General features: G+C 58.4%; 19 protein-coding genes and 3 tRNA genes. 10 read left to right on the forward strand and 12 right to left on the reverse strand.

Annotated elements, in window-relative coordinates; translation table 11 throughout:
• Window positions 1-1,419: a Y-family DNA polymerase gene (locus tag QUE75_RS11835; RefSeq protein ID WP_286250341.1), complete on the forward strand. Its 1,419-nt coding sequence runs from the start codon at window positions 1-3 to the stop codon at window positions 1,417-1,419.
• The gene (locus tag QUE75_RS11840; RefSeq protein WP_286250343.1) at window positions 1,419-4,535 is read left to right on the forward strand and encodes an error-prone DNA polymerase; all 3,117 of its coding nucleotides are present in this window, start codon (window positions 1,419-1,421) and stop codon (window positions 4,533-4,535) included. Before QUE75_RS11835 ends, QUE75_RS11840 begins: the two co-directional genes overlap by 1 nt.
• 258 nt (window positions 4,536-4,793) lie before the next feature.
• On the opposite strand, the gene QUE75_RS11845 is transcribed toward QUE75_RS11840, so the two are convergent.
• The 4 genes from QUE75_RS11845 to dbpA form a co-directional block, all read right to left on the reverse strand.
• Complete coding sequence (locus tag QUE75_RS11845; protein WP_061332704.1) at window positions 4,794-6,116, reverse strand: sodium ion-translocating decarboxylase subunit beta; 1,323 nt, start codon at window positions 6,114-6,116, stop codon at window positions 4,794-4,796.
• A gap of 13 nt (window positions 6,117-6,129) precedes the next feature.
• Window positions 6,130-7,908, reverse strand: a complete 1,779-nt coding sequence (gene oadA / locus QUE75_RS11850) for a sodium-extruding oxaloacetate decarboxylase subunit alpha (protein ID WP_061332703.1) — start codon at window positions 7,906-7,908, stop codon at window positions 6,130-6,132.
• A 41-nt stretch (window positions 7,909-7,949) separates the two neighbouring features.
• Complete coding sequence (locus QUE75_RS11855; RefSeq protein ID WP_061332702.1) at window positions 7,950-8,201, reverse strand: OadG family protein; 252 nt, start codon at window positions 8,199-8,201, stop codon at window positions 7,950-7,952.
• A 223-nt stretch (window positions 8,202-8,424) separates the two neighbouring features.
• Window positions 8,425-9,798 (reverse strand): ATP-dependent RNA helicase DbpA, encoded by a 1,374-nt coding sequence (gene dbpA, locus QUE75_RS11860; protein WP_106693716.1) that lies wholly within the window; start codon window positions 9,796-9,798, stop codon window positions 8,425-8,427.
• A 104-nt stretch (window positions 9,799-9,902) separates the two neighbouring features.
• Between dbpA and QUE75_RS11865 the strand changes: the two genes are divergently transcribed.
• The 3 genes from QUE75_RS11865 to QUE75_RS11875 all read left to right on the forward strand — a co-directional run bounded on the left by QUE75_RS11865 (window position 9,903) and on the right by QUE75_RS11875 (window position 12,367).
• Window positions 9,903-10,439 carry a DUF2058 domain-containing protein gene (locus tag QUE75_RS11865; RefSeq protein WP_061332700.1) on the forward strand — a complete coding sequence of 179 codons (537 nt, stop codon included), beginning with the start codon at window positions 9,903-9,905 and terminating at the stop codon, window positions 10,437-10,439.
• Between the two features lie 200 nt (window positions 10,440-10,639).
• A complete protein-coding gene (locus QUE75_RS11870; protein WP_286250347.1) occupies window positions 10,640-11,989 on the forward strand; it encodes an NAD(P)/FAD-dependent oxidoreductase in 1,350 nt (449 codons plus the stop codon).
• Window positions 11,990-12,001: 12 nt separating this feature from the next.
• On the forward strand, window positions 12,002-12,367 hold the full coding sequence (locus QUE75_RS11875; protein WP_286250348.1) for a hypothetical protein: 366 nt from the start codon (window positions 12,002-12,004) through the stop codon (window positions 12,365-12,367).
• Window positions 12,368-12,477: 110 nt separating this feature from the next.
• Here the strand turns inward: QUE75_RS11875 and QUE75_RS11880 are convergent.
• The 6 genes from QUE75_RS11880 to alaS form a co-directional block, all read right to left on the reverse strand.
• A tRNA-Arg gene (locus QUE75_RS11880) sits at window positions 12,478-12,554 on the reverse strand.
• Between the two features lie 20 nt (window positions 12,555-12,574).
• Window positions 12,575-12,651 (reverse strand) — tRNA-Arg (locus QUE75_RS11885).
• A 58-nt stretch (window positions 12,652-12,709) separates the two neighbouring features.
• Window positions 12,710-12,799, reverse strand: a tRNA-Ser gene (locus tag QUE75_RS11890).
• 125 nt (window positions 12,800-12,924) lie between these two features.
• On the reverse strand, window positions 12,925-13,122 hold the full coding sequence (csrA, locus tag QUE75_RS11895) for a carbon storage regulator CsrA (RefSeq protein WP_022989559.1): 198 nt from the start codon (window positions 13,120-13,122) through the stop codon (window positions 12,925-12,927).
• A gap of 171 nt (window positions 13,123-13,293) precedes the next feature.
• Entirely contained in the window at window positions 13,294-14,532 is a 1,239-nt protein-coding gene (locus QUE75_RS11900; protein WP_152438384.1) for an aspartate kinase, read from the reverse strand.
• A gap of 107 nt (window positions 14,533-14,639) precedes the next feature.
• The gene (alaS, locus tag QUE75_RS11905) at window positions 14,640-17,270 is read right to left on the reverse strand and encodes an alanine--tRNA ligase (RefSeq protein WP_286250349.1); all 2,631 of its coding nucleotides are present in this window, start codon (window positions 17,268-17,270) and stop codon (window positions 14,640-14,642) included.
• Window positions 17,271-17,429: 159 nt separating this feature from the next.
• Between alaS and QUE75_RS11910 the strand changes: the two genes are divergently transcribed.
• Window positions 17,430-17,987: an RDD family protein gene (locus QUE75_RS11910; RefSeq protein ID WP_058090304.1), complete on the forward strand. Its 558-nt coding sequence runs from the start codon at window positions 17,430-17,432 to the stop codon at window positions 17,985-17,987.
• A gap of 19 nt (window positions 17,988-18,006) precedes the next feature.
• On the opposite strand, the gene lptG is transcribed toward QUE75_RS11910, so the two are convergent.
• Window positions 18,007-19,068, reverse strand: a complete 1,062-nt coding sequence (gene lptG / locus QUE75_RS11915; RefSeq protein WP_286250350.1) for an LPS export ABC transporter permease LptG — start codon at window positions 19,066-19,068, stop codon at window positions 18,007-18,009.
• Window positions 19,061-20,164: an LPS export ABC transporter permease LptF gene (lptF, locus tag QUE75_RS11920; RefSeq protein WP_286250351.1), complete on the reverse strand. Its 1,104-nt coding sequence runs from the start codon at window positions 20,162-20,164 to the stop codon at window positions 19,061-19,063. Before lptF ends, lptG begins: the two co-directional genes overlap by 8 nt.
• Before the next feature lie 226 nt (window positions 20,165-20,390).
• Between lptF and QUE75_RS11925 the strand changes: the two genes are divergently transcribed.
• The 4 genes from QUE75_RS11925 (at window position 20,391) to QUE75_RS11940 (ending at window position 26,431) form a co-directional block, all read left to right on the forward strand.
• The gene (locus QUE75_RS11925; RefSeq protein WP_106693712.1) at window positions 20,391-21,881 is read left to right on the forward strand and encodes a leucyl aminopeptidase; all 1,491 of its coding nucleotides are present in this window, start codon (window positions 20,391-20,393) and stop codon (window positions 21,879-21,881) included.
• Window positions 21,871-22,380, forward strand: a complete 510-nt coding sequence (locus QUE75_RS11930) for a DNA polymerase III subunit chi (protein WP_286250356.1) — start codon at window positions 21,871-21,873, stop codon at window positions 22,378-22,380. The genes QUE75_RS11925 and QUE75_RS11930 overlap by 11 nt, the downstream gene beginning before the upstream one ends.
• 309 nt (window positions 22,381-22,689) lie before the next feature.
• Window positions 22,690-25,542 carry a valine--tRNA ligase gene (locus QUE75_RS11935; RefSeq protein ID WP_286250358.1) on the forward strand — a complete coding sequence of 951 codons (2,853 nt, stop codon included), beginning with the start codon at window positions 22,690-22,692 and terminating at the stop codon, window positions 25,540-25,542.
• A 4-nt stretch (window positions 25,543-25,546) separates the two neighbouring features.
• A complete protein-coding gene (locus tag QUE75_RS11940) occupies window positions 25,547-26,431 on the forward strand; it encodes a ketopantoate reductase family protein (RefSeq protein ID WP_286250360.1) in 885 nt (294 codons plus the stop codon).
• The last annotated feature ends 2 nt before the right edge of the window (window positions 26,432-26,433 follow it).

A 26,433-nucleotide genomic window follows, 5' to 3' on the forward strand; every position in this document is an offset into this window, starting at 1 on the left:
ATGCTCTGGCTTTACCTGCACTTCCCGCATTTGCTGCTGGACCACATCCACCGGAATCAGCCATCCACAGGAGCCCTGGCGATTGTGGATGGCGCCGGGCATACCGTGGTTCAGGCCTGCCCAAACGCCAGGGATCTTGGTATTGAAGCCGGTATGCGCCTGAAGACTGCCCTGGGCCTGGCACCAGAACTGAGCATCATGCGTACCGAAGCCAGGCAGGAAGCCTGGCTGTTGGAAGACCAGGCGCGCTGGCTATACCGCTATGCAGCACACATTACCCTCTCACCGCCAGACGGTATCTGGGCAGAAGTCAGCAGCCTGCAGAAACTGTATGGCGGTTTGCCTTCTATCTGGCAAACCGTGGAGCAGGCGCTGGCCGAACGTAAACTGACCGCCTGGGTCGCCATTGGCCATACGCCCCAGGCCGCACAGTTACTGGCCCGGGCCGGCAAAGGGGAATGCACGGCAGACAAACACCACATTCTTGCATCGGTGGGAAGCCTACCCTTGCCGGCCGCAGGGTTTGATGAAAAGTCCTGCACCCGCTTACAACGCCTGGGGCTGAACACCCTGGCAGAGGTGTTTGCCCTGCCCCCCACAGAGCTGGCCCGGCGACTGTCACCAGAACTGCTGGCCATGGTCCAGAAAATCCAGGGCACCCGGCCAGACCCAAAAGCCCCCTGGCAACCACCCCACAGTTTCCGGCAAAAAGCCGACTTCATTCACGAAGTGGAGCACACCGAGGGGCTGCTGTTCTCACTACAGCGGATTCTGTCAGAACTGGAGGAAGACCTGTGCTGGCGCCAGCAAGACACGGATACCCTGTTACTGATTCTGCAGCACCGGCATCAGCAAGCCACCCGTTTACGCATTCGCACTACCGGGCCGGAACACCGGGCCGAGATGTTTCTGAAACTGATACGCCTGAAGCTGGACCAACACCCCTTGAGCGCACCGGTCACCGGCCTGATTCTGGCAGTCAAACGCTTCACCGGCCGGGAAGCCCCGTTAGGCCGGGATCTGTTGGGCGAAACGGAAGACCTGGACGAAGCCTGGCACACGCTGATCAGCCGCCTGCAGGCACGCCTGGGCGAACAGTCCCTGAAACGGCTTGCGGCCAGGGCTGATCACCGGCCCGAATGTGCCTGGTCTGCCAACAATCCGGGCAAACCCTGTAAACTCCGGCCACAGGCTTCAGTGACACTACCCCGGCGTCCCTTGTGGCTCCTGAAGGCTCCCCGGCCTCTGGCTCAGCCCCCGGAAACCTGGCATTCCGGCCCGGAGCGCATCAGCGGTGGCTGGTGGGATGGCCAGCGGGTTCACCGAGATTACTACATCGCCCAGTTGCCGGGCGGCGAACTGGCCTGGGTGTTCCGGGACGTGCAGGATGGCTGGTTCATACACGGATGGTTTGGCTGATGGCTACCGGCTACGCAGAGTTATTCTGCTTCAGCAATTTCACCTTCCTGACCGGGGCCTCACACCCCCACGAGCTGGCCGAGCGTGCCCTGGAGCTGGGCTACAACGCTATCGCCATCACCGATGCCTGCTCCGTTGCCGGCATTCCCAGAGCCTGGTCTGCCCTGAAAGGCAGCCCGGTAAAGCTAATTACCGGTAGCTGGTTTGAACTGGAAGATGCGCCCCCCGGTGGTTCGGCTCCCCGCTTTATCCTTCTGGCCCGTAACCGCAAGGGTTATGGACAACTCTGCCAGCTGATCACAACCGGCCGGCGCCGGGCAGAGAAAGGCCAATATCAGCTGTTTACCCGGGATATCGAAACCCAAGAGCTGGATAACTGCCTCTGCCTGTGGCTACCACCGGCATCGTCGGCTGCCAGCTACGAGCAAGCCGAGGTTTGTGGCGAATGGTTGCAACGGTTGTTTGAGCAACGCCTGCGCATTGGCGCCACCCGCACCCTGGAAGCGGGCGAAGAGCAACAGCTGGCTCGTGTACGCAAGCTGGCCGATCAGCTCAAACTTGCCATTGCCGCAACCGGCGAAGTACACATGCACGCCAGGGAGCGCCAGCCCCTGCAAGATGTACTCACGGCACTGCGCCATCACTCCACGGTCGAAAACGCTGGCCACTGCCTGTTCCAGAACGGCGAGCGTTACCTGCGGCCGCTCCCGGTACTGCAACGCCTGTTCCCCCAGGCCTGGCTTCAGGAAACCGTCAACATTGCCAACAGCTGCCGTTTCGAGCCCGGCAGCCTGCGCTATGAATACCCGCCTGACCTTGTACCGAAGGGCGAAACCCCGGCGGCCTACCTAAAACGCCTGACCCGGGACGGCGAACGTCGCCGCTACCCCGGGGGCACGCCCATGAAGGTGCAGGCATTAATCCGCAAAGAGCTGGGTTTGATCTCGGAGCTCAACTACGAGCATTACTTCCTCACCATCCACGACATCGTGGCCTTTGCTCGCAGCTGCGGTATCTTGTGCCAGGGGCGAGGATCGGCCGCCAACTCGGCCGTCTGTTACTGCCTGGGCATCACCGAAGTGAACCCCGCCAAGGTGGAGCTGCTGTTCGAACGTTTCATCTCGAAAGACCGGGACGAGCCACCGGATATCGATGTGGATTTTGAGCACCAACGGCGGGAAGAAGTCATCCAGTACATCTATCAACGTTATGGCCGGGAACGGGCGGCACTGGCGGCAACGGTTATCCGCTATCGCCCCCGCAGCGCCATCCGCGATGTCGGCAAGGCCCTGGGGTTCGACGCCGCACTGGTGGAAAAGCTGCTCGATGGCATCGACTGGCGCGACAAGGCCACCAACTGGCGCCAGCAGATTCTGGATAAAGGGCTCACCCGAAACCCGAAAGTGGCAGACCAGTTCTTTACCCTGGTCAACACAATACTGGGTTTCCCCCGGCACCTGTCCCAGCATGTGGGCGGGTTTGTGATCAGTGCCGGGCCATTGGCTGAACTGGTGCCGGTAGAAAATGCTGCCATGGAAGGCCGCACCGTGATCCAGTGGGACAAAGACGACCTGGAAAGCCTGGGATTGATGAAGGTGGATGTGCTGGCCCTGGGCATGCTCACCGCCATCCGCAAGGCGCTGACGTTAATCAGCGAGGAAAAGGGCCACACGTTCACCATGCAGGATGTACCCCAGGAAGATCCGGCCACCTACGCCATGCTGCAGAAAGGCGACAGCATCGGCGTGTTCCAGGTGGAATCCCGGGCCCAGATCAATATGCTCCCGCGCCTGAAACCGGAAACCTGGTATGACTTGGTGATTGAAGTGGCCATCGTCCGCCCCGGCCCTATTCAGGGCGACATGGTGCACCCTTACCTGCGCCGAAAACACGGCCTGGAAGCGGTGGACTACCCGAACGACGCCGTCCGCCAGGTACTGGAACGTACCCTGGGTGTGCCGATCTTCCAGGAACAGGTCATCAAACTGGCCATGGTGGCGGCAGGCTTCAGTGCCGGCGAAGCCGATAAACTGCGCCGCGCCATGGCCGCCTGGAAATCCCACGGCGACCTCACCCCGTTCCGGGACAAACTGATCAGCGGCATGCTGGAACGGGGCCACGATCCGGACTTCGCCGAACGCTTATACCAGCAAATCTGCGGTTTCGGCGGCTACGGCTTCCCGGAATCCCACGCCGCCAGCTTCGCCTTGCTGGTGTACGTCTCCGCCTGGATCAAACGCCACCACCCGGCCGCCTTCTACTGCGCCCTACTCAACAGCCAGCCCATGGGGTTCTACTCCCCCAGCCAGTTGGTACAGGATGCCCAGCGCCACCAGGTAACCGTGCTGCCACCGGATGTGAACCACAGCGCCTGGGAACACACCCTGCAAGGCAAGGAAAAACACCTGCGCCTCGGCCTCAGAATCATACAGGGCCTGTCCTCCAGCGGTGCCGAACGCATTCAGCAGAACCGCCCCGTAAGCGGCTACCAAAGCGCCGCCGAGCTGCGCACCCGCGCGGGCCTCAACCAGCGCGACATGGAACTCCTCGCCGGCGCCAACGCCATGCCCGGCTTCACCAGCAACCGCCACCAGGCTTACTGGCAGTTACTCGAACACGAAGAACCGGCAGAACTCTTCGCCAACGAAACCATGGCCGATTACACCCCGGAGCCCTGCCACCTGCTCCCCGAACCCACCGAAGGCCAGAACGTACTGGCCGACTACAGCAGCCAGGGCCTAACACTACAAAGACACCCCCTCGCCCTGCTCCGCGAACAAGGCCACCTGCGCTACTGCCTCACCGCCGACCAACTCAAAACCACCCGCCCCGGCATCCCCGTACAAGTCGCCGGCCTCGTCACCGGCCGCCAACGCCCCGGCACCGCCTCCGGCGTCACCTTCGTCACCCTCGAAGACGAAACCGGCAACATCAACGTCGTCGTCTGGCTAGACACCGCCCGCCGCCAACGAAAACCGTTACTCACCGCCCGGTTGTTACACGTAAAGGGGATTATCGAAAAGGAGGGAGATATCGTTCATATCATGGCCGGAAAGCTGTCTGACCTGAGCCATCTGATTAACGCGTTACCGGTCAGTTCCAGAGATTTTCACTGAACAGCTGGGAACGACCACCACAATGCAAACTTTTCCGCACTCTTAAGGCTGACAACTCGGAGCTCAGAAGCAGCAGGGTGGCGGGGCTTTCCAAAAATGTGCGGAGCCATGGATGGCGGAGCCCAAGCGCCACATGGATGTGCCGAAGGAGCGTTTTTTGGAAAGCCCTGCCACCCTGCTGCCAGCACCAAACTAGCAGGCTACAAAAAAGAAAACCCCGCCGAAGCAGGGTTCTCTCAATACAGCAGCGAACAACAATCAGCCAAGCAGCTTGATCATCACACCCGCTGCAACCGCAGAGCCGATAACACCAGCCACATTCGGGCCCATCGCGTGCATCAGCAGGAAGTTCTGCGGGTTCGCCTCCAGGCCAACCTTGTTGGACACCCGCGCCGCCATCGGCACCGCAGACACCCCGGCAGAACCAATCAACGGGTTGATCGCTTCCTTGGTCACCTTATTCATCAACTTGGCCATCAAGATACCGGCAGCGGTACCAACCGCAAAGGCCACCATGCCCAGCACCAGGATACCCAGAGTCTGGCCATCCAGGAACTTGTCCGCCACCAGCTTGGCGCCAACAGACAGCCCCAGGAAGATGGTCACAATGTTGATCAGCGCGTTCTGGGCCGTGTCGCTCAAACGCTCGACCACGCCACACTCACGCATCAGGTTACCGAAGCAGAACATACCCAGCAGCGGAGCCGCATCCGGCAGGAACAGAACCACCGCGATCAGTACCACGATCGGGAAGATGATCTTCTCTTTCTTGCTCACCGGGCGCAGCTGCGACATCTTGATGGCGCGCTCTTTCTGGGTGGTCAGCGCCTTCATGATCGGCGGCTGGATCATCGGCACCAGCGCCATGTAGGCGTAGGCAGAGACCGCGATGGCACCCAGCAGATGCGGAGCCAGAACGCTTGATACGTAGATCGACGTCGGGCCATCCGCACCACCGATAATACCGATGGCCGCTGCTTCACGAATGGTGAACTCAAGAACACCGGTCCAGTCCAGCAACGCCGCACCAATCACGGTACCGAAGATACCGAACTGAGCGGCGGCACCAAGCAGCAGCGTCTTGGGGTTAGCCAGCAAGGGGCCAAAATCGGTCATCGCGCCAACGCCCATGAAGATCAGCAGCGGGCCAATGGTAGAACCGATAATCACCATGTAGAAGCTGTGCAGCATCCCGTGGCTGTAACCAAGGCTTTGAGCGATGGAATCCGCAGCACTCACCGTGCCGTAGCCAGCCGACTCATAGGCTTCCTTGAAGGCCGCCTTTACCTCAGGGGTAACTGTCTGGCCAGCCTGATAGGCTACATCTAGTGTGCTCGCCAAAGCCGCATACACTTCCGGCTTCGCGAAATGGATGGCGTTCTCGGCCGCAGACAGGGCAAGCCCTGCCTCCGGAATATTCGCCAGGATGCCACCGAACCCAATGGGTACCAGAAGCAATGGCTCAAACTTCTTGTTGATCGCAAGATAGAGAAGCACAAGGCCAACGATGATCATCACCACCTGGCCCGGCTCTATGTTGAACAGGCCACTACCTGTCCACAACGTCAATAACTTTTCCATGGAATGCTGGCCCTTATGCGATTGTCAGCATTTCATCATCAACGGAGACGGCGTCCCCCTCCTTGATGAAGACTTCACCGATGGTACCGGCCTTGGGTGCGCGCACCTCGGTTTCCATTTTCATGGCTTCGAGGATAATCAGCACATCGCCCTCTTCCACGGTATCACCCGGAGAAACGTGAACCTTCCAAATGTTACCGCCCAGAGGCGCCACCACAGGCTCGCCCTCACCGGCAGCCGGAGCTGCAGCAGCGGCAGGCGCAGAGGCGCCACCCTGGCCTTCAATCTGGCTGATCTCACCACCTTCGTTAACAGCAACCACGTACTTCTTGCCGTTAACTTCTACGGTGTAAGTCTCAGGGCCAGCGGCCTTTTTGGCGGGGGCAACGTCATCGGCACTCGGTACCGGCTCAAATGCATCCGGATTACCGCGGTTTTCCAGGAACTTCAGGCCAATCTGCGGGAACAAGGCGTAGGTCAGAACGTCATCAACTTCCTGCTCGGCCAGTTTGATGCCCTTCTCTTTGGCGATGTCCTTCAGCTCAGCGGTCAGCTTGTCCATTTCCGGTTCAAGCACATCCGCCGGGCGGCAGGTCATCACTTCCTTGCCATCCAGAACACGATCCTGCAACTCTTTGTTCATGGGTGCCGGCGCTGCGCCGTACTCACCCTTCAGGATCGCAGCCGTTTCCTTGGAGATCGACTTGTAACGCTCGCCGGTCAGAACATTCAGTACCGCCTGGGTACCGACAATCTGAGAGGTTGGGGTCACCAGCGGGATGAAGCCCAGGTCTTCGCGAACCTTGGGAATTTCTTCCAGAACCTGATCAAACTTGTCGCTTGCGTTCTGCTCACGCAACTGGTTTTCCATGTTGGTCAGCATGCCGCCCGGCACCTGGGCAATCAGGATGCGGGAATCGGTTCCACGGAGGCTGCCTTCAAATTTGGCGTACTTCTTACGCACTTCGCGGAAATAAGCGGCAATTTCTTCCAGCAGGTTCAGGTCCAGGCCGGTGTCACGGTCGGTACCTTCCAGAATGGCCACGACTGCCTCAGTGGGCGAGTGGCCGTAGGTCATACTCATGGAGGAGATTGCGGTGTCCACGTTATCAATGCCGGCTTCCGCAGCCTTGATGGCGGTGGCGGTAGACATACCGGTGGTGGCGTGGCACTGCATGTGGATAGGGATATCCAGCTCTTTCTTCAGACGACTGACCAGCTCATACGCTACGTAGGGCTTGAGAATGCCCGCCATGTCTTTGATGGCGATGGAATCGGCACCCATGTCGGCCACTTCTTTCGCAAGCTCTACCCACATGTCGACGGTATGCACGGGGCTGGTGGTGTAGGCAATGGTGCCCTGGGCATGCTTGCCGGTCTTGCGAACGGCTTTGATGGCACGGTCCATGTTACGAGGATCGTTCATCGCGTCGAAGATACGGAACACGTCAACGCCATTTTCGGCGGCACGCTCACAGAAACGATCAACCACATCATCCGCGTAATGGCGATAGCCCAACAGGTTCTGACCACGCAACAGCATCTGCTGTTGGGTGTTGGGCATGGCTTTTTTCAGCTCGCGGATGCGCTCCCATGGGTCTTCGCCCAGGTAACGGATACAGGAATCAAAGGTAGCACCACCCCAGGACTCCAGAGACCAGAAACCGACTTTGTCGAGTTTCTCGGCAATGGGCAGCATGTCATCAAGCCGCATACGGGTGGCAAGCAGGGATTGGTGGGCGTCACGCAGAATTACGTCCGTAATCCCCAGCGGTTTCTTGGTATCAGTCATCGTGTCAGCCTTCTGTTAAAAGGTTCTAATCGTGCAACGGGTCACTTCTTGTGGCGTGCCCGGTATTGTGCAATCGCCTTCTTGATGGCCTCGGCGGTGTCAGGATCAACCGACGCGGGCGCCTTCGGCTTGGCACGTGGCGTTTTGGCCGGGGTTGCCGGCTCTGGCGGCGCAAACCGTCCAATGAGTTTGGACATGAGCAGTGTCGCGAATACCAGAACAACCAGGAACGCGAACACAAAGCCCATACCAGCAATCATCAACTCGACGGCTTGTGACATCAGCTCATTCATATCGAATAGCTACCTGTATTGATTTGTGTGATTTCCCCGCTTCGCCGCCTTCAGCCGTCAGACCAAAGTCTAATGGCTGGAACGAACAAATCGGGAGGCAAAATCCTGCGTAATTTACCGTTTTCATTGATCAGGAGCAACCTGAAGTAAACATTTCTATAGGGACTTTCCGAGCTTCCTGGCCTGATCTGACACTCACCCGACCGGTCTCCAACAACCGGAATCAAGCATAACGAACCCTGATTTTGCGGCCTTTGACCTTTCCTTTCTCAAGCCGAGCCAAAGCTTTATCTGCCCAGGCTTCATCAACGGCCACAAAACACTGGAAATCGAACAGATCTATTTTTCCCACTGCCGTACCGGGAATACCCGCATCCCCGGTCAAAGCGCCCAACACGTCGCCAGGGCGCACTTTGTCTTTTCGACCACCGGCCAGGCACAGGGTTTTCATGGCCGGGCGAACCGGGCGTAACGTTTGCGCCAGCAGGCTTTCGGAATCGCCCCAGACAACAGACGCACCTCGGGCTGATTCAAGCCGCGAGACTTTATGGCCCTGGCTGGGCGCGCACAGCGTAATCGCGTGCCCCTGTTCACCGGCACGCCCAGTTCGGCCAATGCGATGGGTGTGTACTTCCGGGTCGCGGGCAGGCTCGGCATTGATCACCAGGGGCAACGCTTTGATATCCAGGCCACGAGCAGCCACGTCGGTGGCGACCATAACCGTACAGCTCTGATTGGCGAATTTGACCAACGTGCTGTCCCTGTCTTTCTGCTCGAGATCCCCATGCAGTGACATAGCCGCAAAACCGAGTGCCTCAAGCTCCTGCGCCAGCTCGTCGCAGTCCCGCTTGGTTGTACAGAAAACCAGAGACGACACCGGCTGATAATGAGACAACAGGGCTGCAACTGCGCGAACTTTCTGGTCTGGCGATATTTCGTAGAACACCTCAGAAATACTGCTGGTAGCGTCTTCTGCCTCGATCCTGACGTCCACCGGCTCAACCTGGAAGCGCTCGCTCATGGCCCGGATCGGTTCTGGCCAGGTTGCGGAAAACAGGAGGGTTTGTCGGGCGGCCGGCGTTTGCTCAAGAATGGACAACACCACCTCTTCAAACCCCATATCCAGCATTCGGTCTGCTTCGTCCAACACCAGCGTGTTCACGCGGTCCAGGGTCAGCGTACCCTTGCGCAGGTGGTCATCAACCCTGCCCGGCGTGCCTACCACGATATGGGCGCCATGACTGAGCGAGCCGATCTGGGGCCCTATGGGAACACCCCCACAAAGCGTGAGCACTTTCACGTTGTCTTGTGCCCGCGCCAGCTCTCTCAGAGCCTTGGCCACCTGGTCAGCCAGTTCCCGGGTCGGGCATAACACCAGCGCCTGCACCGCAAACTGTTTTGGTTTCAGTCGTTCCACCAACGGAATGCCGAATGCGGCCGTCTTGCCACTGCCGGTCTGCGCCATGGCAATCACATCCTTGCCGGCCAGCGCTGGTGGCAATGCCTTGACCTGTATGCCAGTCGGCTGCTCAAAACCCAACCGCTGCAGGTTTGCCTGCATGGCCTGAGAAAGCCCCAGCTCTTTAAAAGAAGACATAGAAAAATCCACGAGATAAATGTTTGTGGGTTATTGCGGGAATAACGTCGGCGTATACTAGAGGTTCATAATATGCAGTTTATCACGAATCCACGGAGTCACTGATGGCGTCTTTGCAGGAACAACTACTCAAGGCCGGACTGGCCGACGAAAAGAAAGCCAAAAGCATACGAAACGAAAAACGCAAGCAACGCAAGCAGCAACCCAAAGGTGCAGTCCAGGTGAATGAAGCCGAGGAACGCGCTCGCCAGGCCCGCCTTGAAAAGGCCGAGCGTGACCGCCAGCTGAACCTGGAACGGCAAAAGGAGGCGGAAAAGAAAGCCATTCAGGCTCAGATTCGGCAACTGATTGAAACCAACCGGCTGGACCGCAGCCGGGGCGAAACGTCTTACCAGTTTGTCGACGGAAAGAAGATCAAGAAAATTCTGGTGGATGACACCATGGTTGACCAGCTCTCCCGTGGCCGGCTTGCGATTGTGGCAATTGGCGACAACTACGAAGTGGTCCCGGACAAAGTAGCCCGCAAGATTATGGAGCGAGACGAAACCGCCGTGATTTCGATGCACGATCGCAAGCAGGATGATGCCGGAGAGGACGACCCTTACGCGGGGTATGAGATTCCCGATGATCTGATGTGGTAAAGACCCGCCCTACGACTAAAGTCGGTAGCACTCTAGCCCCCGCTGCTACCGGCTTCCTCCCGCTTGTGTGACATTGTCACAGACCACCGCCTCCTGCTTTCGTAGAGTTCTGATGAATTCCCAAATATTCTATGCATAGATCATTTGGGTATATGTGGCCATGCATCATCTACCCCTGGCTAAATCAGAAGAGGCTCACCATGCCCAAAAACAGAACCCATGCTAGCGAACCGGCCGGCAAACTCAGCCGCCGACAACTGATCAAGCTCTCTGCGGCAGGCGCACTGGCAGCGGCAGTACCAACCACCGCCCTGCTCTCACCTCGCCAAGCCGCCGCCATCCAGTCGAAAGCCCGCATTGTTATCGTCGGTGCCGGCGCAGCCGGAATTTCACTGGCATCGCGCCTATCTTCCGCCATCGATTCGCCAAACATCACCATTATCGACAGCCGTGAAGCCCATTATTACCAGCCTGGCCTGACTCTGGTTGCGGTCGGTGCCTGGAAGGATGTCAACAAAGTCATCGACCGGAACGACCGTTACCTGCCCCGGTCCGTCAAGTGGGTCAAAGATACCGTTGCGGCATTCGATCCAGACAACAACCGGGTGATGACCAGCGGCGGGCAGCAAGTTGACTATGACTACCTAATGGTGGCCACCGGTGTAGAGGTGCGTTACGACCTGATCGAGGGAATGAGTACAGACCTGATCGGCCAGAACGGCATCGCCTGCGTCTACGATAATCCCATTCACGGTGCTGCCACAGCCAGGGCCGTTGACGAACTGGTAGAGAAAGGCGGCAAAGCGCTGATGACCCGCCCGATCACTGCCATCAAATGCGCCGGCGCGCCTTTGAAAGTGACCTTGCTGACTGAACACCGCATGCGCGAAGCCGGCACCCGGAATCGTACCGAGATGCACTATATCTCAGGGGAAGCCGGCCTGTTCTCGCAGCCAGACATCAATAAATTCCTATACAGCCATATGCCCGCAAGGGGTATTCCGATTCGCAATCGGCACGAACTGATTGCCATTGAACCGGGGCGCAAAGAAGCTACCTTCAGAACCCCGGATGGCAATATCACGGAAGACTACGACTTCATTCACGTAGTGCCCCCGATGACCGCTCCAGCGCCGGTTCGCGAAGGCCCCCTGGCCTGGCGGGAAGGTCCATTCACAGGCTGGCTTGAAGTTGATCGTCACACCCTTCAGCACCGTCGATATCCGAATATTTTCGGGGTGGGTGACGTGGTTGGCACACCGGTTGGCAAAACAGCTGCCAGCGTAAAAGCCCAGGCACCCATCGCCGTTGCCAACCTGCTGGCGACGATTCAAGGCAAAAGCGAACTGCCGGGCCGCTACAACGGTTACACCTCCTGCCCCCTGATCACAGAGAAAGGCAAGGCGATTCTGGTGGAGTTCGACTACGAACTGAAAATGGTGCCTTCGTTCGGCTTCATCAACCCCTACGAAGAACATTGGGTACCCTGGATTCTGAAAGACAAAATGCTACAGGCGGCCTACCAGGCCATGCTCAGAGGCCGGGTATAAGGAGGCAATCACATGGTATTTTCACTGTTCGGTGTTCTGTCGGTACTGCTAGAGGCTTTGCGCCCGGTCCTGCCACTTATCGCCACAGCCCTGCTGATTGAGGCGGTGCTGGTTGTTGGCGCACTCCTCAAGCATCGCAAAGGGCCTCTGGACTGGCGGGGGGCCCGCAATATCAGCGCAATCGTAGGAACAATCTTCTTCGTTGGCGCTCTGGTTCTCGCTCCGTGGGTTACGGGCGCAAGCCACAGCCAGCTTGCGGGCCTGCTGGACTACACAGCCCTGGTAGCAGCAAGCCTGGGTGCCGGCGTTGCCGCGTTCGTGGCATGCATGCCCTTGCTCCTCTGCCTGCGGCCAACGCACCACTCATCCTTTGAATGAGTGTTATCGAACAAGCTGGTTCCAGTCGAACCTCTATCGGTTCAAATCCTTTTAGACTCCGAGATCTACAAATAAAAAACCCCGCTCAAGGCGGGGTTTTTTATTTAATATGGCGCGGCTGGGAGGATTCGAACCTCCGACCGCCTGGTTCGTAGCCAGGTACTCTATCCAGCTGAGCTACAGCCGCTTAAAACGGGTTTGCGATAGTGGCGCGGCTGGGAGGATTCGAACCTCCGACCGCCTGGTTCGTAGCCAGGTACTCTATCCAGCTGAGCTACAGCCGCGCATCTTTCGCATTGGTTGAATGCTGCTTCAACCTGTTCTCGTTTCCCCAAAAGGAAATGGCGGAGAGGGAGGGATTCGAACCCTCGGTACGATTGCTCGTACGGTTCCTTAGCAGGGAACTGGTTTCAGCCACTCACCCACCTCTCCTTGAGAACGGGGCGTATACTACCATAATTTTTCTGTTTTCATAGGGTTGACACGAGTTTTTTCTACTCGATTTTCCCCACCATCAAAAAAGCCGCTCAGGTTTCCCGTGAGCGGCTTTTTATCGATCAACGATTGCCCGGTTCCGGCTCGTCTGAGCCTTTTTCGGACTGAATCCGCTGATAGATTTCTTCACGGTGAACCGCGACGTCTTTGGGCGCGTTAACACCGATACGTACCTGGTTCCCCTTCACTCCCAGAACGGTAACGGTAATCTCGTCGCCGATCATCAGAGTTTCGCCAACACGGCGGGTCAAAATCAACATATCCCTTTCTCCCTATTCCAAACCAACCTGTTCCGACAACAGAATGTTGTACTTATAGCTTTTATAAAGAGATCACCGATCATACTAAAGACGCAATAATACTTATACCCCTTCGCATCTCGATAGCTATTATCAATGACTCAAAAAGGCGCGCTTGCGAGCATCCTGCTGTTAAGCGCCCTCGTCCACCCCGGCCTGATCCAGCTCAAATGCACTGTGTAGTGCACGAACCGCCAGCTCGAGATACTTCTCATCGATCACCACCGAAATCTTGATTTCCGAGGTGGAGATCATCTGAATATTAATACCTTCTTTGGACAGCGCCTCAAACATTTTAGTTGCCACGCCAGCGTGCGAGCGCATGCCTACGCCCACAATGCTCACTTTTGCAATCTTGCTGTCGCCACCCACTTCGCCAGCGCCAATTTCGCTGGAGATACCACGCAGAACTTCCTGGGCCCGTTTGAAGTCGTTACGGTGAACAGTGAAGGTGAACGCGGTTTTATTATCTTCGCCCACGTTCTGCACAATCATGTCCACTTCAATATTGGCATCGCTGACCGGCTTCAGAATCCGCAGGGCGCTACCCGGAGTGTCGGGCACACCGGAAATGGTCAGTTTGGCTTCATCACGATTGAAAGCAATGCCGGAAACAACCGGTTGTTCCATGGCGTTCTCATCCTCAAAAGTAATCAGGGTGCCTTCACCTTCCTGGAAGCTGGAAAGCACTCTTAATGGAACATTGTATTTACCTGCAAATTCGACGGCGCGAATCTGGAGCACTTTCGAGCCCAGGCTGGCCATCTCGAGCATTTCTTCAAATGTAATTCGATCGAGCCGGCGAGCACTGTCTACCACCCGCGGGTCGGTTGTATAAACACCGTCCACATCCGTGTAGATCTGACACTCGTCAGCCTTCAGGGCAGCCGCCAGTGCCACCGCGGTAGTGTCTGAACCCCCGCGACCGAGCGTAGTGATGTTGCCGTGCTCATCAATACCCTGGAAGCCCGCAACAACCACTACCCGGCCGGCTTCCAGATCTTCGCGCATGCGCTGCTCATCAATCTGCTTGATCCGCGCCTTGGTGTGACTGCTATCCGTCAGGATGCGCACCTGTGAGCCGGTGTAAGACCGGGCATCACAGCCACGCTTCTGCAGCGCCATAGACAACAACGCGATGGTCACCTGCTCACCGGTAGACACCAGTACGTCCATTTCCCGGGGTACCGGATCTTCCATAATGTCGTTGGCCAGGGCGATCAGCCGGTTGGTTTCTCCGCTCATGGCCGAGACCACAACCACCACATCGTGCCCGTCTTTACGGAACTGACACACTTTGTCAGCCACTGCCTCAATCCGCTCGGTTGTACCAACGGACGTACCACCAAATTTCTGAACCAACAGAGCCATGTTTTGCCAAACTCCGAACCGGGGACTCAAAGCGGAACACCGATTGCCCGCCCATCAAATAAAGCGGGCGGAATTATAAACCTCCGCCCGCGTCCAAAAACAGTTGCTTAACCGATATTTTGTTCAACCCAGGCCGGAACACCTGCCAGGGCATCCGCCAGCTTGGACGGATCGTTACCGCCACCCTGGGCCATATCCGGGCGGCCACCACCTTTACCGTCCACTTGCGCCGCCAGATGCTTCATCAGATCGCCAGCTTTAATACGACCAGTGGCAGACTTGGTAACCCCGGCAACCAGGGTAACCTTGCCGTCGTCTACAGTGGCCAGAACCACCACACCTTCGCCCAGCTTATTCTTCAACTGGTCGGCGGTTTCCATCAGCGCCTTGCGGTCAGCACCTTCCAGCTCTGCCGCGACGACTTTTAGCCCGGCCACCTCTACAGCATTTCCGGCAAGATCACTGCCTGCGGAACTGGCGAGCTTGGCTTTCAGTGCATCCACGTCTTTTTCAAGCTGGCGGTTGCGGTCGAGGACCTGCTGAACCTTGTCCACGACGGTCTCACGGGTGCCTTTAACCAGGCGCGCCGTTTCGCGCAAGGTTCGTTCAGTGGCGTCCAGCCATTCCAGCGCACCAAACCCGGTCACCGCCTCAATACGGCGAACACCGGAGGAGATACCGCTTTCCGAGGTTATCCTGAACAGACCAATATCACCGGTGCGAGACACGTGAGTACCACCACAAAGCTCCACGGAATAACTATCGGTGCCCATGCTCAACACACGCACCACATCACCGTACTTCTCACCGAACAGGGCCATGGCGCCTTTCTCTTTGGCAGACTCCATGTCGGTCACGTCCACCTGAACCGGGGTATTCTCCAGAACCTGTTCGTTTACCTGACGCTCGATCTCTTTCAACTGTTCCGGGGTGACCGCTTCAAAATGGGAGAAATCGAAGCGCAGTTTGTCCGGATCTACCAGCGAGCCTTTCTGGGTGACATGCTCGCCCAGAACCTTGCGCAGTGCTGCGTGCAGCAGGTGCGTGGCGGAATGGTTGCGCTTGGTACGCTCACGGCGGGCGTGATCAATCCGGGCATCCACTTCCAGGCCTGGGAACAACTCGCCTTCAACCAATGTGCCCACGTGCAGGTGGTTGTCGCCTTCCTTGCGGGTATCGGTTACCTGGAAGCGACCACCGCTCCAGGTCAGCAGGCCGGTATCACCCACCTGGCCGCCGGATTCCGCATAGAACGGCGTGCGCTCCAGCACCACCACACACTCGTCCCCAGCCTCGGCGGTTTTCTCTTCACCGTTGACCAGAACCGTCCGGATGCGCTCATGGCCGTCAATATGATCGTAGCCGGTGAACTCGGTCTTGCCGTCAATGGTGATGCCGGCGGCGTTGTAATCGATGCCGAACTTGCTGGCCGCGCGGGCACGGTCACGCTGGGCGTCCATGGCCTTTTCGTAGCCTTCGTAGTCCAGGGTCAGGCCACGCTCACGGGCGATGTCGTTGGTCAGGTCTACCGGGAAGCCGTAGGTGTCGTACAGGGTAAATACGGTTTCACCAGGAATTTCCGTACCCTTCAGTTCGGCGATGTCCTGCTCCAGCAGGCGCAAACCCTTGTCCAGGGTCTTGGCGAATTGCTCTTCTTCCTGCAACAGCACCTTTTCGATCTGTTTGCGGCTGCTGACCAGTTGTGGGTAGGCCTCGCCCATCAATTCCACCAGGGCGCCGGTCAGTTTGTAGAAGAACGGCTGGGTTGCGCCCAGCTTGTTACCGTGACGGGCTGCACGGCGGATGATCCGGCGCAGTACAAAGCCGCGGCCTTCGTTTGACGGCATCACACCATCGGCAATCAGGAAAGCGCAGGAGCGAATGTGGTCTGCCACCACCCGCAGAGATGCCTCGGTGGTCGCCGCACCGCCCAGAATTTCGGATGCGGCCTTCAGCAGATCCTGGAACAGGTCAATTTCATAGTTGCTGTGAACGCCCTGCAGCACAGCCGCAATCCGCTCCAGCCCCATGCCGGTATCCACGGAAGGCTTGGGCAGGTTCAGCATCTCGCCATCGGCGGTGCGGTTATACTGCATGAACACCACGTTCCAGATCTCGATGTAGCGGTCGCCGTCTTCTTCCGGGCTGCCGGGAGGTCCGCCAGCCACATCCGGGCCGTGGTCGTAGAAAATCTCGGTACAGGGGCCGCAGGGGCCGGTGTCGCCCATCTGCCAGAAGTTATCGGAAGCGTAGCGGCCGCCTTTGTTGTCGCCGATGCGAATAATCCGTTCAGCCGGAACGCCAACCTCTTTGTTCCAGATATCAAAGGCTTCGTCGTCTTCCGCGTACACGGTTACCCAGAGCTTTTCCTCGGGCAGGTTCAGGTGCTGCTCACCGGTCAGGAAGGTCCAGGCAAAATTAATGGCTTCACGCTTGAAGTAATCGCCAAAGCTGAAGTTACCCAGCATTTCGAAGAACGTGTGGTGGCGGGCGGTGTAGCCAACGTTTTCCAGGTCGTTGTGTTTACCACCGGCGCGCACGCACTTCTGGGAAGATGTCGCCCGGGTGTAGTCGCGTTCTTCCCGGCCAAGGAAGGCATCCTTGAACTGGTTCATACCAGCGTTGGTAAACAGCAGTGTGGGATCGTCTGCCGGCACCAGCGAACTGCTCGGCACAATGGTGTGACCCTGCTGCTTGAAATATTCCAGAAACGCCTGTCGCAACTCTGCGGTTTTCATAGACCTTTGATACCTTTCGACCTTTAACACCTTGCCTGAAACCCGCCGGAATAGCCGGCAAGTCCGCGATTGAAATACGAATACTTACATGCGTGTGCAAATCCGCTACTCTAGCACACGCCGAGAACAGGAAAAACGTGAAACCTCACAGGAGACTCCATGCCCCGACGCTTTCATAACGCCGAGGAACTTTTACCGCCAGCCACCGCACTGAAGCGCGCCCTGGCCATTATCTACGATGGATTGATCAGTATTGCCGTGCTGCTGGTAGCCACCTGGGCTTACACCATGATTGCAGGCTGGATTACCGGCTGGGAACAGTACGAACAGATGGCGGAAGCCGGCGAACTCGAGGGCGGCCCGGGCCTCACCTTCACCCTGTTCCTGGTGCTCTACCTTTTCTTCGCCTATTTCTGGACCCGTATCGGCCAAACCCTGGGCATGCAGGTATGGCGCATTCGAATCGAGAACCTGGATGGCACGTCCGTCAGTTGGACCCAGGCCCTGCTCCGCTATGGCAGCGCAGCGGCAGTCATCGTGTTGACCATGATTGCCGCCTACTACGTCGGCTCCCTGACGCTCCTGCTCACCGTGCCCGCTGTGATCGCCCTGTTCTACCCGATCAACGGCTTGTCGCTGACCGATCGCGCATCCAACAGCGTGGTTGTAGCCGTGCCCGCACCGGACAAATCAAAAACCGCCAAAAACAAAAAGTAATGCACCCGGGCCGGCCATCTCAGCCGGCCCGCCGCATCAACACGGCGCCCACCGCAGCATTCACCAGAATCGGCACCAGTACCGCCAATAACGGGTTAAAGCCGTATACCATACTCATGGGCCCCAACAAATCCTGCATGTACTTGAACAACAGGCCCACCAGCAGGCCGGTGAACACGCGGAACCCCATGGTTACAGAGCGCAACGGGCCAAAGATGAAGGAAATGGCCACCAAGACCATCACCGCGGTACCCAGCGGCATCAACGCCTTTTTCCAGAATGCGAGCCAATAACGGGCCGCCGTCAGCCCCTGTTCGCCCAGATAGGTGGCATAGGTGTACAGGCCCGCCATGGAAAGGTTTTCTGGTTTAACGATCAACACACTCAGCACTTCCGGTGACAGCCCGGTCTCCCAGCGCAGGGCGGCATGCTCGTTGCGAAGGGTGCGTTCTCCCTCAATGCGAGTGGACACCACCTTCTCCAGCAACCAGTGATCACCCTGGAAAATCGCTCTTTCAGCAAAGCTGGACACTTCCAGCTGCCGGTCGTCTCCAAAACGGAACAAAGATACGCCATGCAATACGCCGTTTGGCTGAACAGCATTCAGGTGCATGAACGTGTTCCCCTCCCGGTGCCAGACACCGTGGGCCGACGCAACATTCCTGCTCGCCCCCAGGGCCACCGCTTTGTCGCTCTGCGCCATGCGCTCCGTGGTCGGCGCAACGTATTCACCGATGGCCAGCCCCAACAAAACAACCACCAGGGCCGGCTTCATCGCCGACCAGACAATCCGGCGAATGGAAACACCGGCAGCCCGGATAACCGTCAGCTCCGAAGAGCTGGCCATGGCACCTAGCCCTACCAGGCACCCCATGAAAGCACCCAGCGGCAGATAATCGTATATTCGCCTTGGCAAGGTCAGAAATACATACCAGAGCGCCTGCAGGGTCTGGTAATCGTTGCGGGTGTCGTCCAGTTCGGCAATAAAGGCGAAAATCACATCCAGTGACAGCACCACCATCATCACCAGGAACATCGCGCCGCCCACCGTGCGCATGACGTAACCATCGATTCTACGCATGGGCACGGGCCTCCTTTTCCAGGCGCCGCTTATAAAGCCAGGCAGGGCCAAACTGCAACCAAAGCCCCAGCGCCAGGAAAATCACATGCACCCACAACATGCCTACCCACTCCGGCACCTTGCCATCCGCCAGGGCATCCCGCGCTACAATCAGCAACCCGAGGTAGGTGATGTAAACCAGCATCGCCGGTAGTAGATGGAAGAAACGGCCCTGGCGCGGGTTAACCCGACTAAGACGGACCGCCAGCAGGGTCACGATCGGCACAATCAACGGTAGCGAGAAACGCCAATGTAGCAGAGCCCGGTCCTCCGGTTTATCCGATTGCCAGAGCGCCCTGGTGCTGATGCCCTCCTCGAGCTCCCGGTTACCTGCTTCTCCACCCATGATCTTAAGGCCATAGGCTTCGAACCGGGTAACATTGTAATCAAGCCTGCCAGGTTGCCCCTGAAACCGCCCACCGTTCTCCAGAATCAGGAACCGGCTACCGGTTTCCTGATCGATCAACTGGGAACCAGACTCGGCGGTGATCAGGGTCACGCCTTGCCCGTTACGATCATACTCGGCGATGAATACTCCCTGGAGCTGCCGCTTATCTTCGCTCAGGGCCTCGGTGTAGGTAACCCGGCTACCAGACGTAAAATCCTGAAATCGCCCCGGCGCCAGCATCTCGAACTCTGTGGCGGTGCGCGCTTCGTTGAAGATAGCCTCCACCTGCTTCATACCCCACGGCGACACATACAGGCTCATGCTGGCCACAACCAGCATCACCGGTACACAGCCAATCAGGGTTTTCGCCAGCAACTGCCTGTCGCTGACACCGCAGGCAAACAACACCGTCATTTCACTTTCAAGGTACATCCGCCCGTAGGCCAGCAGGATGCCGATAAACAGCCCCAGAGGCAGAATCAGCTCCAGGAATCCCGGAAAGCGGTAGGCCATGATGGAAAACAGAACGCCGGCGGGAATCTCGCCTTCTGCGGCATTGCCCAGGTACTTGATAAAGCGACCACTCATAAACACCAGCAACAGGATGCCTGAAACGGCAACCATGCTGACCATGATCTGGCGAATGAGGTAACGGAAAACGATGTTCAAATCAGTCTCTCTGGCAGCGCCGAAGCGTGAGATGGTCGATAACGGAAACTGCGGGTATTCTATGTAACCTTGGCGATGAATGACAGTATAAGCCTGATACGATAAAGCCATCGTAACGATACAAGCCTGCCGCTTGATTAATCGAGCTTTTGCCCCAATCCTATGGGCATCGGATGAACAACGCCTACCACATTCAACAAAGCACAACCTGACAACGGGAGTTGCCATGAATTTCAGCCTGAGCAGCAAAGCCATCACCGCCACCAAAACCGATTGCCTGGTTATCGCGGTGCCTGAGAAGGGCGAGTGGCCGGAAACCACAAAAGCAGCAGACGAAGCACTGGGAGGGCTGATCAAGCAACTTGAAAAAGCGGGCGACCTGACTGGCAAGAACGCGTCTGTAAACACCCTGCCCCTGGTCGATCAACCATGGCAGCGCGTGGTTGTGGTCGGCACCGGCAAAGACAGCGACCGCACGCCAGCCAACTTTCGCAAGGCACTGATCGCCATGATGGGCGCCCTGAAAGACGGCCCCTCCAAGAGCGCACTGATCTGCCTGGCCGACACCAGCCTGCAGGGCGAGGACGCCGTCAGCTCCGAAGAAGCCCGCCTGAACCTGATCGGGCGTGTTCTGGAAGACCAGCTCTACACCTTCACCGAATTCAAGAGTGAAAAGCCAGCTGCACGCAAACTCAAGAAAGTGGTGGTGCAGGCCTCCGGTTCCGCCAAAGCCTTGAAAGATGCCTTTAACCAAGGCCTGGCTACCGGGCGCGGCATGAATTACACCAAAGATCTGGGCAACACCCCGCCCAACATCTGCCACCCGGTCTGGCTCGCCGAGCAGGCCAAGAACATGGCCAAGGAATACGACTGCATCAAGACCGAAGTGCTTGATGAAAAGCAGATGGAAAAGCTGGGCATGAACACCATCCTTGCGGTGGGCAAAGGCTCCAAACAGCCCCCGCGCCTGATCGTGATGGAATACCGGGGCGGCAAAGCCAAAGACAAACCCTACGTATTGGTGGGTAAAGGCATCACCTTCGATACCGGCGGCATCAGCCTTAAGCCCGGCGAAGGCATGGATGAAATGAAATACGACATGGGCGGCTCCGCCAGCGTGTTCGGCACCATGAAAGTGCTGGCCGAAACCAAACCCAAAATCAACGTGGTTGCCGTAATCGCCGCTGCCGAAAACATGCCTGACGGCGGCGCCTCCCGCCCCGGCGACATTGTCACCACCCTGAGCGGCATGACCGTTGAAATCCTCAACACCGACGCCGAAGGCCGCCTGGTGCTGTGCGACGCCCTCACCTACGTGAAAAAATTCGACCCGGAAGCCGTGGTCGACATGGCCACCCTCACCGGCGCCTGTATCATTGCTTTGGGTAACCAGGCCACCGGCCTGCTGTCCAATAACGACGAACTGGCACACGAACTGCTGGCCGCTGGCGAACGCACCGGCGACCGCGCCTGGCGCCTGCCGCTGTGGGACGAATACCAGAGCCAACTCGACAGCAACTTCGCCGACATGGCTAACATCGGTGGCCGCCCCGCTGGAACCATCACCGCGGCCTGCTTCCTGAGCCGCTTCGCCAAAGACTACCGCTGGGCCCACCTGGACATCGCCGGCACCGCCTGGAACTCTGGCAAAGCCAAAGGCGCCACCGGCCGCCCGGTCCCCCTGCTTGTCGACTACCTGATGACCCATGCAGGATAACCAGCCAAACCCACCGGAACCCGGCAGCCCAGCTGCCGGCCCCTCCGGCCGGGACGACCAGAACCAGCGCTACTGGTTCCACATCCTCGCCCAGAACACCCCAGCCGCCCGCAACCTCCACGCAGCCAAACTCGTGGACAAAGCCTGGCAGCAGGGCGACCGCGTGTGCATCCTCTGCGACACCGAAGAACAGGCCCAAGAACTCGACGACCTGCTGTGGAACATCGCCCCCGATGCCTTCATCCCCCACAGCATCGCCCAAGACCCAACCACGCCCTGCCCCGACCCCGTCGGCATCCTCCTCTACCCGCCGGCCGCTGTAGACTGGGATACCGTTATCGTCCTGTCCTCAACACTGCCCGACGACGCCGACCAGTACGGCCGACTGGCCCTGGTCGCCCACAACGACCCGGCCGTACTGAACCAGGCTCGGGGACACTACAAGCAACTGCGGGCGATGGGGATTGAAGCGCGGGTACACGACATGCGAAAGCGCTAATCTTTATTAGCCACGGACACTCACGGACTTACACGAACAAAAAACTCACCGGCGGAAAGCACAAATTCCGATCTGTGGGGTTGGGGGTCGGCTTTCCAAAAATCTCGTAGGCCATGGATGGCCGAAGCGAAGCGTCACAAGGATGTGCCGCCAGGAGCGTTTTTTGGAAAGCCGACCCCCAACCCCACACGGCACTATACCAGCAGGCTACGTTTCACAGAGGTTCGCCGCATCAACAGCGACCATGTATAATCGGCCAATTCAGAATTTCCCTATGTGAATCAACCAAAACGGTCACGGCATAATCCCATGGAAAAAACCTACCAGCCAGAAAACATCGAGCGCCAGTGGTACGAAAACTGGGAATCCAAAGGCTATTTCCGCCCCAGCGGCGAAGGCGATTCCTACAGCATCGCCATCCCGCCACCCAACGTGACCGGCAGCCTGCACATGGGCCATGCGTTCCAGCACACCATCATGGACACCCTCACCCGCTTCAAGCGCATGCAGGGCCGTAACGCACTGTGGACCGTCGGCACCGACCACGCCGGCATCGCCACCCAGATGGTGGTCGAGCGCAAACTGGCCGCAGAAGAAGACAAAACCCGCCACGACCTGGGCCGGGAAGAATTCATCAAGCGCATCTGGGACTGGAAAGAACACTCCGGCGGCACCATCACCCGCCAGATCCGCCGCCTCGGCAACTCCGTCGACTGGGACAACGAACGCTTCACCATGGACGACGGCTTCTACAAAGCCGTACAGGAAGTGTTTATCCGCCTGTACGACGAAGGCCTGGTGTACCGCGGCAAACGGCTGGTGAACTGGGATCCGAAACTACACACTGCCATCTCCGACCTTGAAGTCGAGAACAAGGAAGAGAAAGGCTACTTCTGGCACCTGCGCTACCCGCTGGCAGACGGCCAGAAAACCCAGGACGGCAAAGACTACGTCATCGTAGCCACCACCCGCCCGGAAACCATGCTCGGCGACACCGCCGTCGCCGTCCACCCGGACGACGAACGCTACCAGCACCTGATTGGCCAGCACGTACTACTGCCGTTGGTAAACCGCCGCATTCCCATTGTGGCCGACCACCACGCGGACCCGGAAAAAGGCTCCGGCTGCGTGAAGATCACCCCAGCCCACGACTTCAACGACTACGCCGTGGGCAAGCGCAACAACCTGCCCATGATCAACGTCATGACGCAAGACGCCAACATTCGCGAGGTGGCCGAAGTCTTCAATGCCGACGGCGCCGAGAATTCCGAGATCAACAGCGCCCTGCCGGCCGCCTATGCTGGCTTGAGCCGGGAAGCGGCCCGCAAGCAGATTATCGCCGACATGGAACTGGCCGGCCTGGTCGAGAAAATCGAAGATCACGTGCTGAGCGTGCCCCGCGGTGATCGCTCCGGCCTGATCATCGAACCGATGCTGACCGACCAGTGGTTTGCCGATGCCAAAACCCTTGCCAAACCGGCTATTGAAGCGGTGGAAGACGGCCGCATCCAGTTCGTACCCAAACAGTACGAAAACATGTACTTCGCCTGGATGCGCGACATCCAGGACTGGTGTATCTCCCGTCAGCTCTGGTGGGGCCACCGGATTCCGGCCTGGTATGACGCCGATGGCAATATTTACGTAGGCCGGAGCGAGGCGGAGGTGCGCAGCAAACACCAGCTTTCAGACACACTGGAACTCAAGCAGGACGACGATGTACTGGACACCTGGTTCAGCTCCGCCCTGTGGACCTTCGGCACCCTGGGCTGGCCGGAAATCACCGAACGCCTGAAAACCTTCCACCCCACCGACGTGCTGGTGACCGGTTTCGACATCATCTTCTTCTGGGTTGCCCGGATGATCATGATGACCATGCACTTCATGAAGAACGAAGACGGCACCCCACAGGTACCCTTCCATACCGTGTATGTAACCGGCCTGATCCGGGACGAGCACGGCGACAAGATGTCCAAGTCCAAGGGCAACGTGATCGACCCGCTGGATATGATCGACGGCATCAGCCTGCCCGAGCTGCTGGAGAAGCGCACCGGCAACCTGATGCAGCCGAAGCTGGCTGAGAAAATCGGCAAGCGCACCGAGAAAGAATTCCCAGAAGGCATCGCCGCCCACGGTACCGATGCCCTGCGCTTCACCTTGGCGGCCATGGCCACCACCGGCCGTGACATCAACTGGGACATGAAGCGCCTGGAAGGCTACCGCAACTTCTGTAACAAGCTGTGGAACGCCGCCCGCTACGTGCTGATGAACACCGAAGGCGAAGACTGCGGCGTGAACGACGAGCCGGTGGAGCTGTCGCTGGCGGACCGCTGGATCATCAGCGAACTGCAGCACTGCGAGCAGGAAGTCATCCGCCACCTGGACCAGTACCGCTTTGACCTGGCCGCCTACGCCCTGTACGAGTTCATCTGGAACGAGTACTGCGACTGGTACCTGGAGCTGTCCAAGCCGGCCCTGAGCGACGACAACGCCAGTGCCGAGGCCAAACGCGGCACCCGCCGCACCCTGGTGCGCGTGCTGGAAGCCGTGCTGCGGCTGGCACATCCGATGATGCCGTTCATCACCGAAGAAATCTGGCAGCGCATTGCGCCGCTCGCTGGCAAACAGGGCGACAGCATCATGCTGCAGCCCTACCCGCAGCCGGATGCCAGCAAGCAGGATGCGGAAGTCGCTGCCGATATCGAATGGCTCAAGGGCGTTATTCTGGCCGTGCGCAACATCCGTGGCGAAATGAACATCTCTCCGGCCAAACAGGTTCCGGTATTGCTGAAAGGCGGCAATGCTGATGATGAGCGCCGCCTCAATGCCAACCGCCAGTTCCTGATGTCCCTGGCCAAGCTGGAGAAACTGGAATGGTTCGAGGGCGACAAGGCTCCCATGAGCGCCACCCAGTTGGTGGGCGAAATGGAAGTACTGGTGCCCATGGCCGGCCTGATCGACAAAGATGCCGAACTCAAGCGCCTGGACAAGGAACTGGAGCGCCTGAACAAGGAAATCGGCCGCCTGGAAGGCAAGCTGAACAACGAGAAGTTTACCGCCAAGGCCCCAGCCGACGTCGTAGAGAAGGAAAAAGATAAACTGAAGGATGCTCAGGGCAGCCTGCAGCGGCTCAGTGCACAACGGGCTGAAATCGAGGCCATGTAAGGCCATGATTGCCATCCTCGGCGCCGGCTCCATGGGCCGGCTCTGGGCCGCAACGCTACCTGCCGGGCAGGTAGCGTTTGTGCCCCGCCCGGGCCAGGCGCCCGACCCCGCCTGTTACCGTTTTCAACCCCTTGAAGGCGAATCCTTCAGCGTCACTGTTCCCTGGCTACAACGCGGTCAGTCACCTGAATTGTTGTTGGTGACCACCAAAGCCGGCGATACCCTCGAAGCCCTCAAAGATGCCCTGCCCGCTATTGCCAGTTCGACACCCATCGTGCTGTTCCAGAATGGGCTGGGCAGCCAACAGCAGGTTTCAGGAACCTGGCCGCAACGCCCGGTACTAGCCGCTTCTACCACCGAAGGGGCCAACCGGCCCGCGCCGGGCCTGACGGTTCACGCGGGCCGTGGCGCCACTTGGGTGGGTGCTTTAAACCCTACCGGGCAGCCTCTGGTGGGCCGGGTTGCGCAGCAACTTGCCGAAAGCGGCCTTGAGGTTCACCCTGAACAGGACATAATTGGCCGTCTCTGGCAGAAACTGGTGATCAACGCCGGCATCAACGCCTTTACCGCCGTACTGGATTGCCCCAACGGCGAGATACTGGAGCAACCGTTTTACCAACAGTGGATTAACCCCTTGTGCAGGGAAATCAGCCACCTGTTGGCTGCCGCCGGGCAACCGGAAAATACGCCGGAAGCTCTGCGCGATAGCATTGAGGCGGTGGCCCGCAGAACCGCCGCCAACACCTCCTCTATGCGCGCAGATGCGCTCGCAGGGCGCCCTACGGAAATCGACTTCATTAACGGTTATCTGGCCAGGCTTGGCCAGCAGCACGGCATTGCAACACCGGTGAACCAAATGCTCACCGAACAGGTACAACAACTGAACTGATC

This window comes from Marinobacter shengliensis, assembly GCF_030297115.1.
GTDB lineage: Bacteria > Pseudomonadota > Gammaproteobacteria > Pseudomonadales > Oleiphilaceae > Marinobacter > Marinobacter shengliensis.

Bases quoted from the DNA above. Each gene is read 5' to 3' on its own strand.
- alaS (WP_286250349.1), bottom strand. From the start codon at position 17,270: ATGAAAACCGCAGAGTTGCGACAGGCGTTTCTGGAATATTTCAAGCAG.
- QUE75_RS11865 (WP_061332700.1), top strand. From the start codon at position 9,903: ATGGCGTCTTTGCAGGAACAACTACTCAAGGCCGGACTGGCCGACGAA.
- oadA (WP_061332703.1), bottom strand. From the start codon at position 7,908: ATGACTGATACCAAGAAACCGCTGGGGATTACGGACGTAATTCTGCGT.
- QUE75_RS11835 (WP_286250341.1), top strand. From the start codon at position 1: ATGCTCTGGCTTTACCTGCACTTCCCGCATTTGCTGCTGGACCACATC.
- dbpA (WP_106693716.1), bottom strand. From the start codon at position 9,798: ATGTCTTCTTTTAAAGAGCTGGGGCTTTCTCAGGCCATGCAGGCAAAC.
- QUE75_RS11840 (WP_286250343.1), top strand. From the start codon at position 1,419: ATGGCTACCGGCTACGCAGAGTTATTCTGCTTCAGCAATTTCACCTTC.
- QUE75_RS11925 (WP_106693712.1), top strand. From the start codon at position 20,391: ATGAATTTCAGCCTGAGCAGCAAAGCCATCACCGCCACCAAAACCGAT.
- QUE75_RS11855 (WP_061332702.1), bottom strand. From the start codon at position 8,201: ATGAATGAGCTGATGTCACAAGCCGTCGAGTTGATGATTGCTGGTATG.
- QUE75_RS11875 (WP_286250348.1), top strand. From the start codon at position 12,002: ATGGTATTTTCACTGTTCGGTGTTCTGTCGGTACTGCTAGAGGCTTTG.
- QUE75_RS11910 (WP_058090304.1), top strand. From the start codon at position 17,430: ATGCCCCGACGCTTTCATAACGCCGAGGAACTTTTACCGCCAGCCACC.
- csrA (WP_022989559.1), bottom strand. From the start codon at position 13,122: ATGTTGATTTTGACCCGCCGTGTTGGCGAAACTCTGATGATCGGCGAC.
- QUE75_RS11935 (WP_286250358.1), top strand. From the start codon at position 22,690: ATGGAAAAAACCTACCAGCCAGAAAACATCGAGCGCCAGTGGTACGAA.
- QUE75_RS11870 (WP_286250347.1), top strand. From the start codon at position 10,640: ATGCCCAAAAACAGAACCCATGCTAGCGAACCGGCCGGCAAACTCAGC.
- lptG (WP_286250350.1), bottom strand. From the start codon at position 19,068: ATGCGTAGAATCGATGGTTACGTCATGCGCACGGTGGGCGGCGCGATG.
- QUE75_RS11845 (WP_061332704.1), bottom strand. From the start codon at position 6,116: ATGGAAAAGTTATTGACGTTGTGGACAGGTAGTGGCCTGTTCAACATA.
- QUE75_RS11930 (WP_286250356.1), top strand. From the start codon at position 21,871: ATGCAGGATAACCAGCCAAACCCACCGGAACCCGGCAGCCCAGCTGCC.
- QUE75_RS11940 (WP_286250360.1), top strand. From the start codon at position 25,547: ATGATTGCCATCCTCGGCGCCGGCTCCATGGGCCGGCTCTGGGCCGCA.
- QUE75_RS11900 (WP_152438384.1), bottom strand. From the start codon at position 14,532: ATGGCTCTGTTGGTTCAGAAATTTGGTGGTACGTCCGTTGGTACAACC.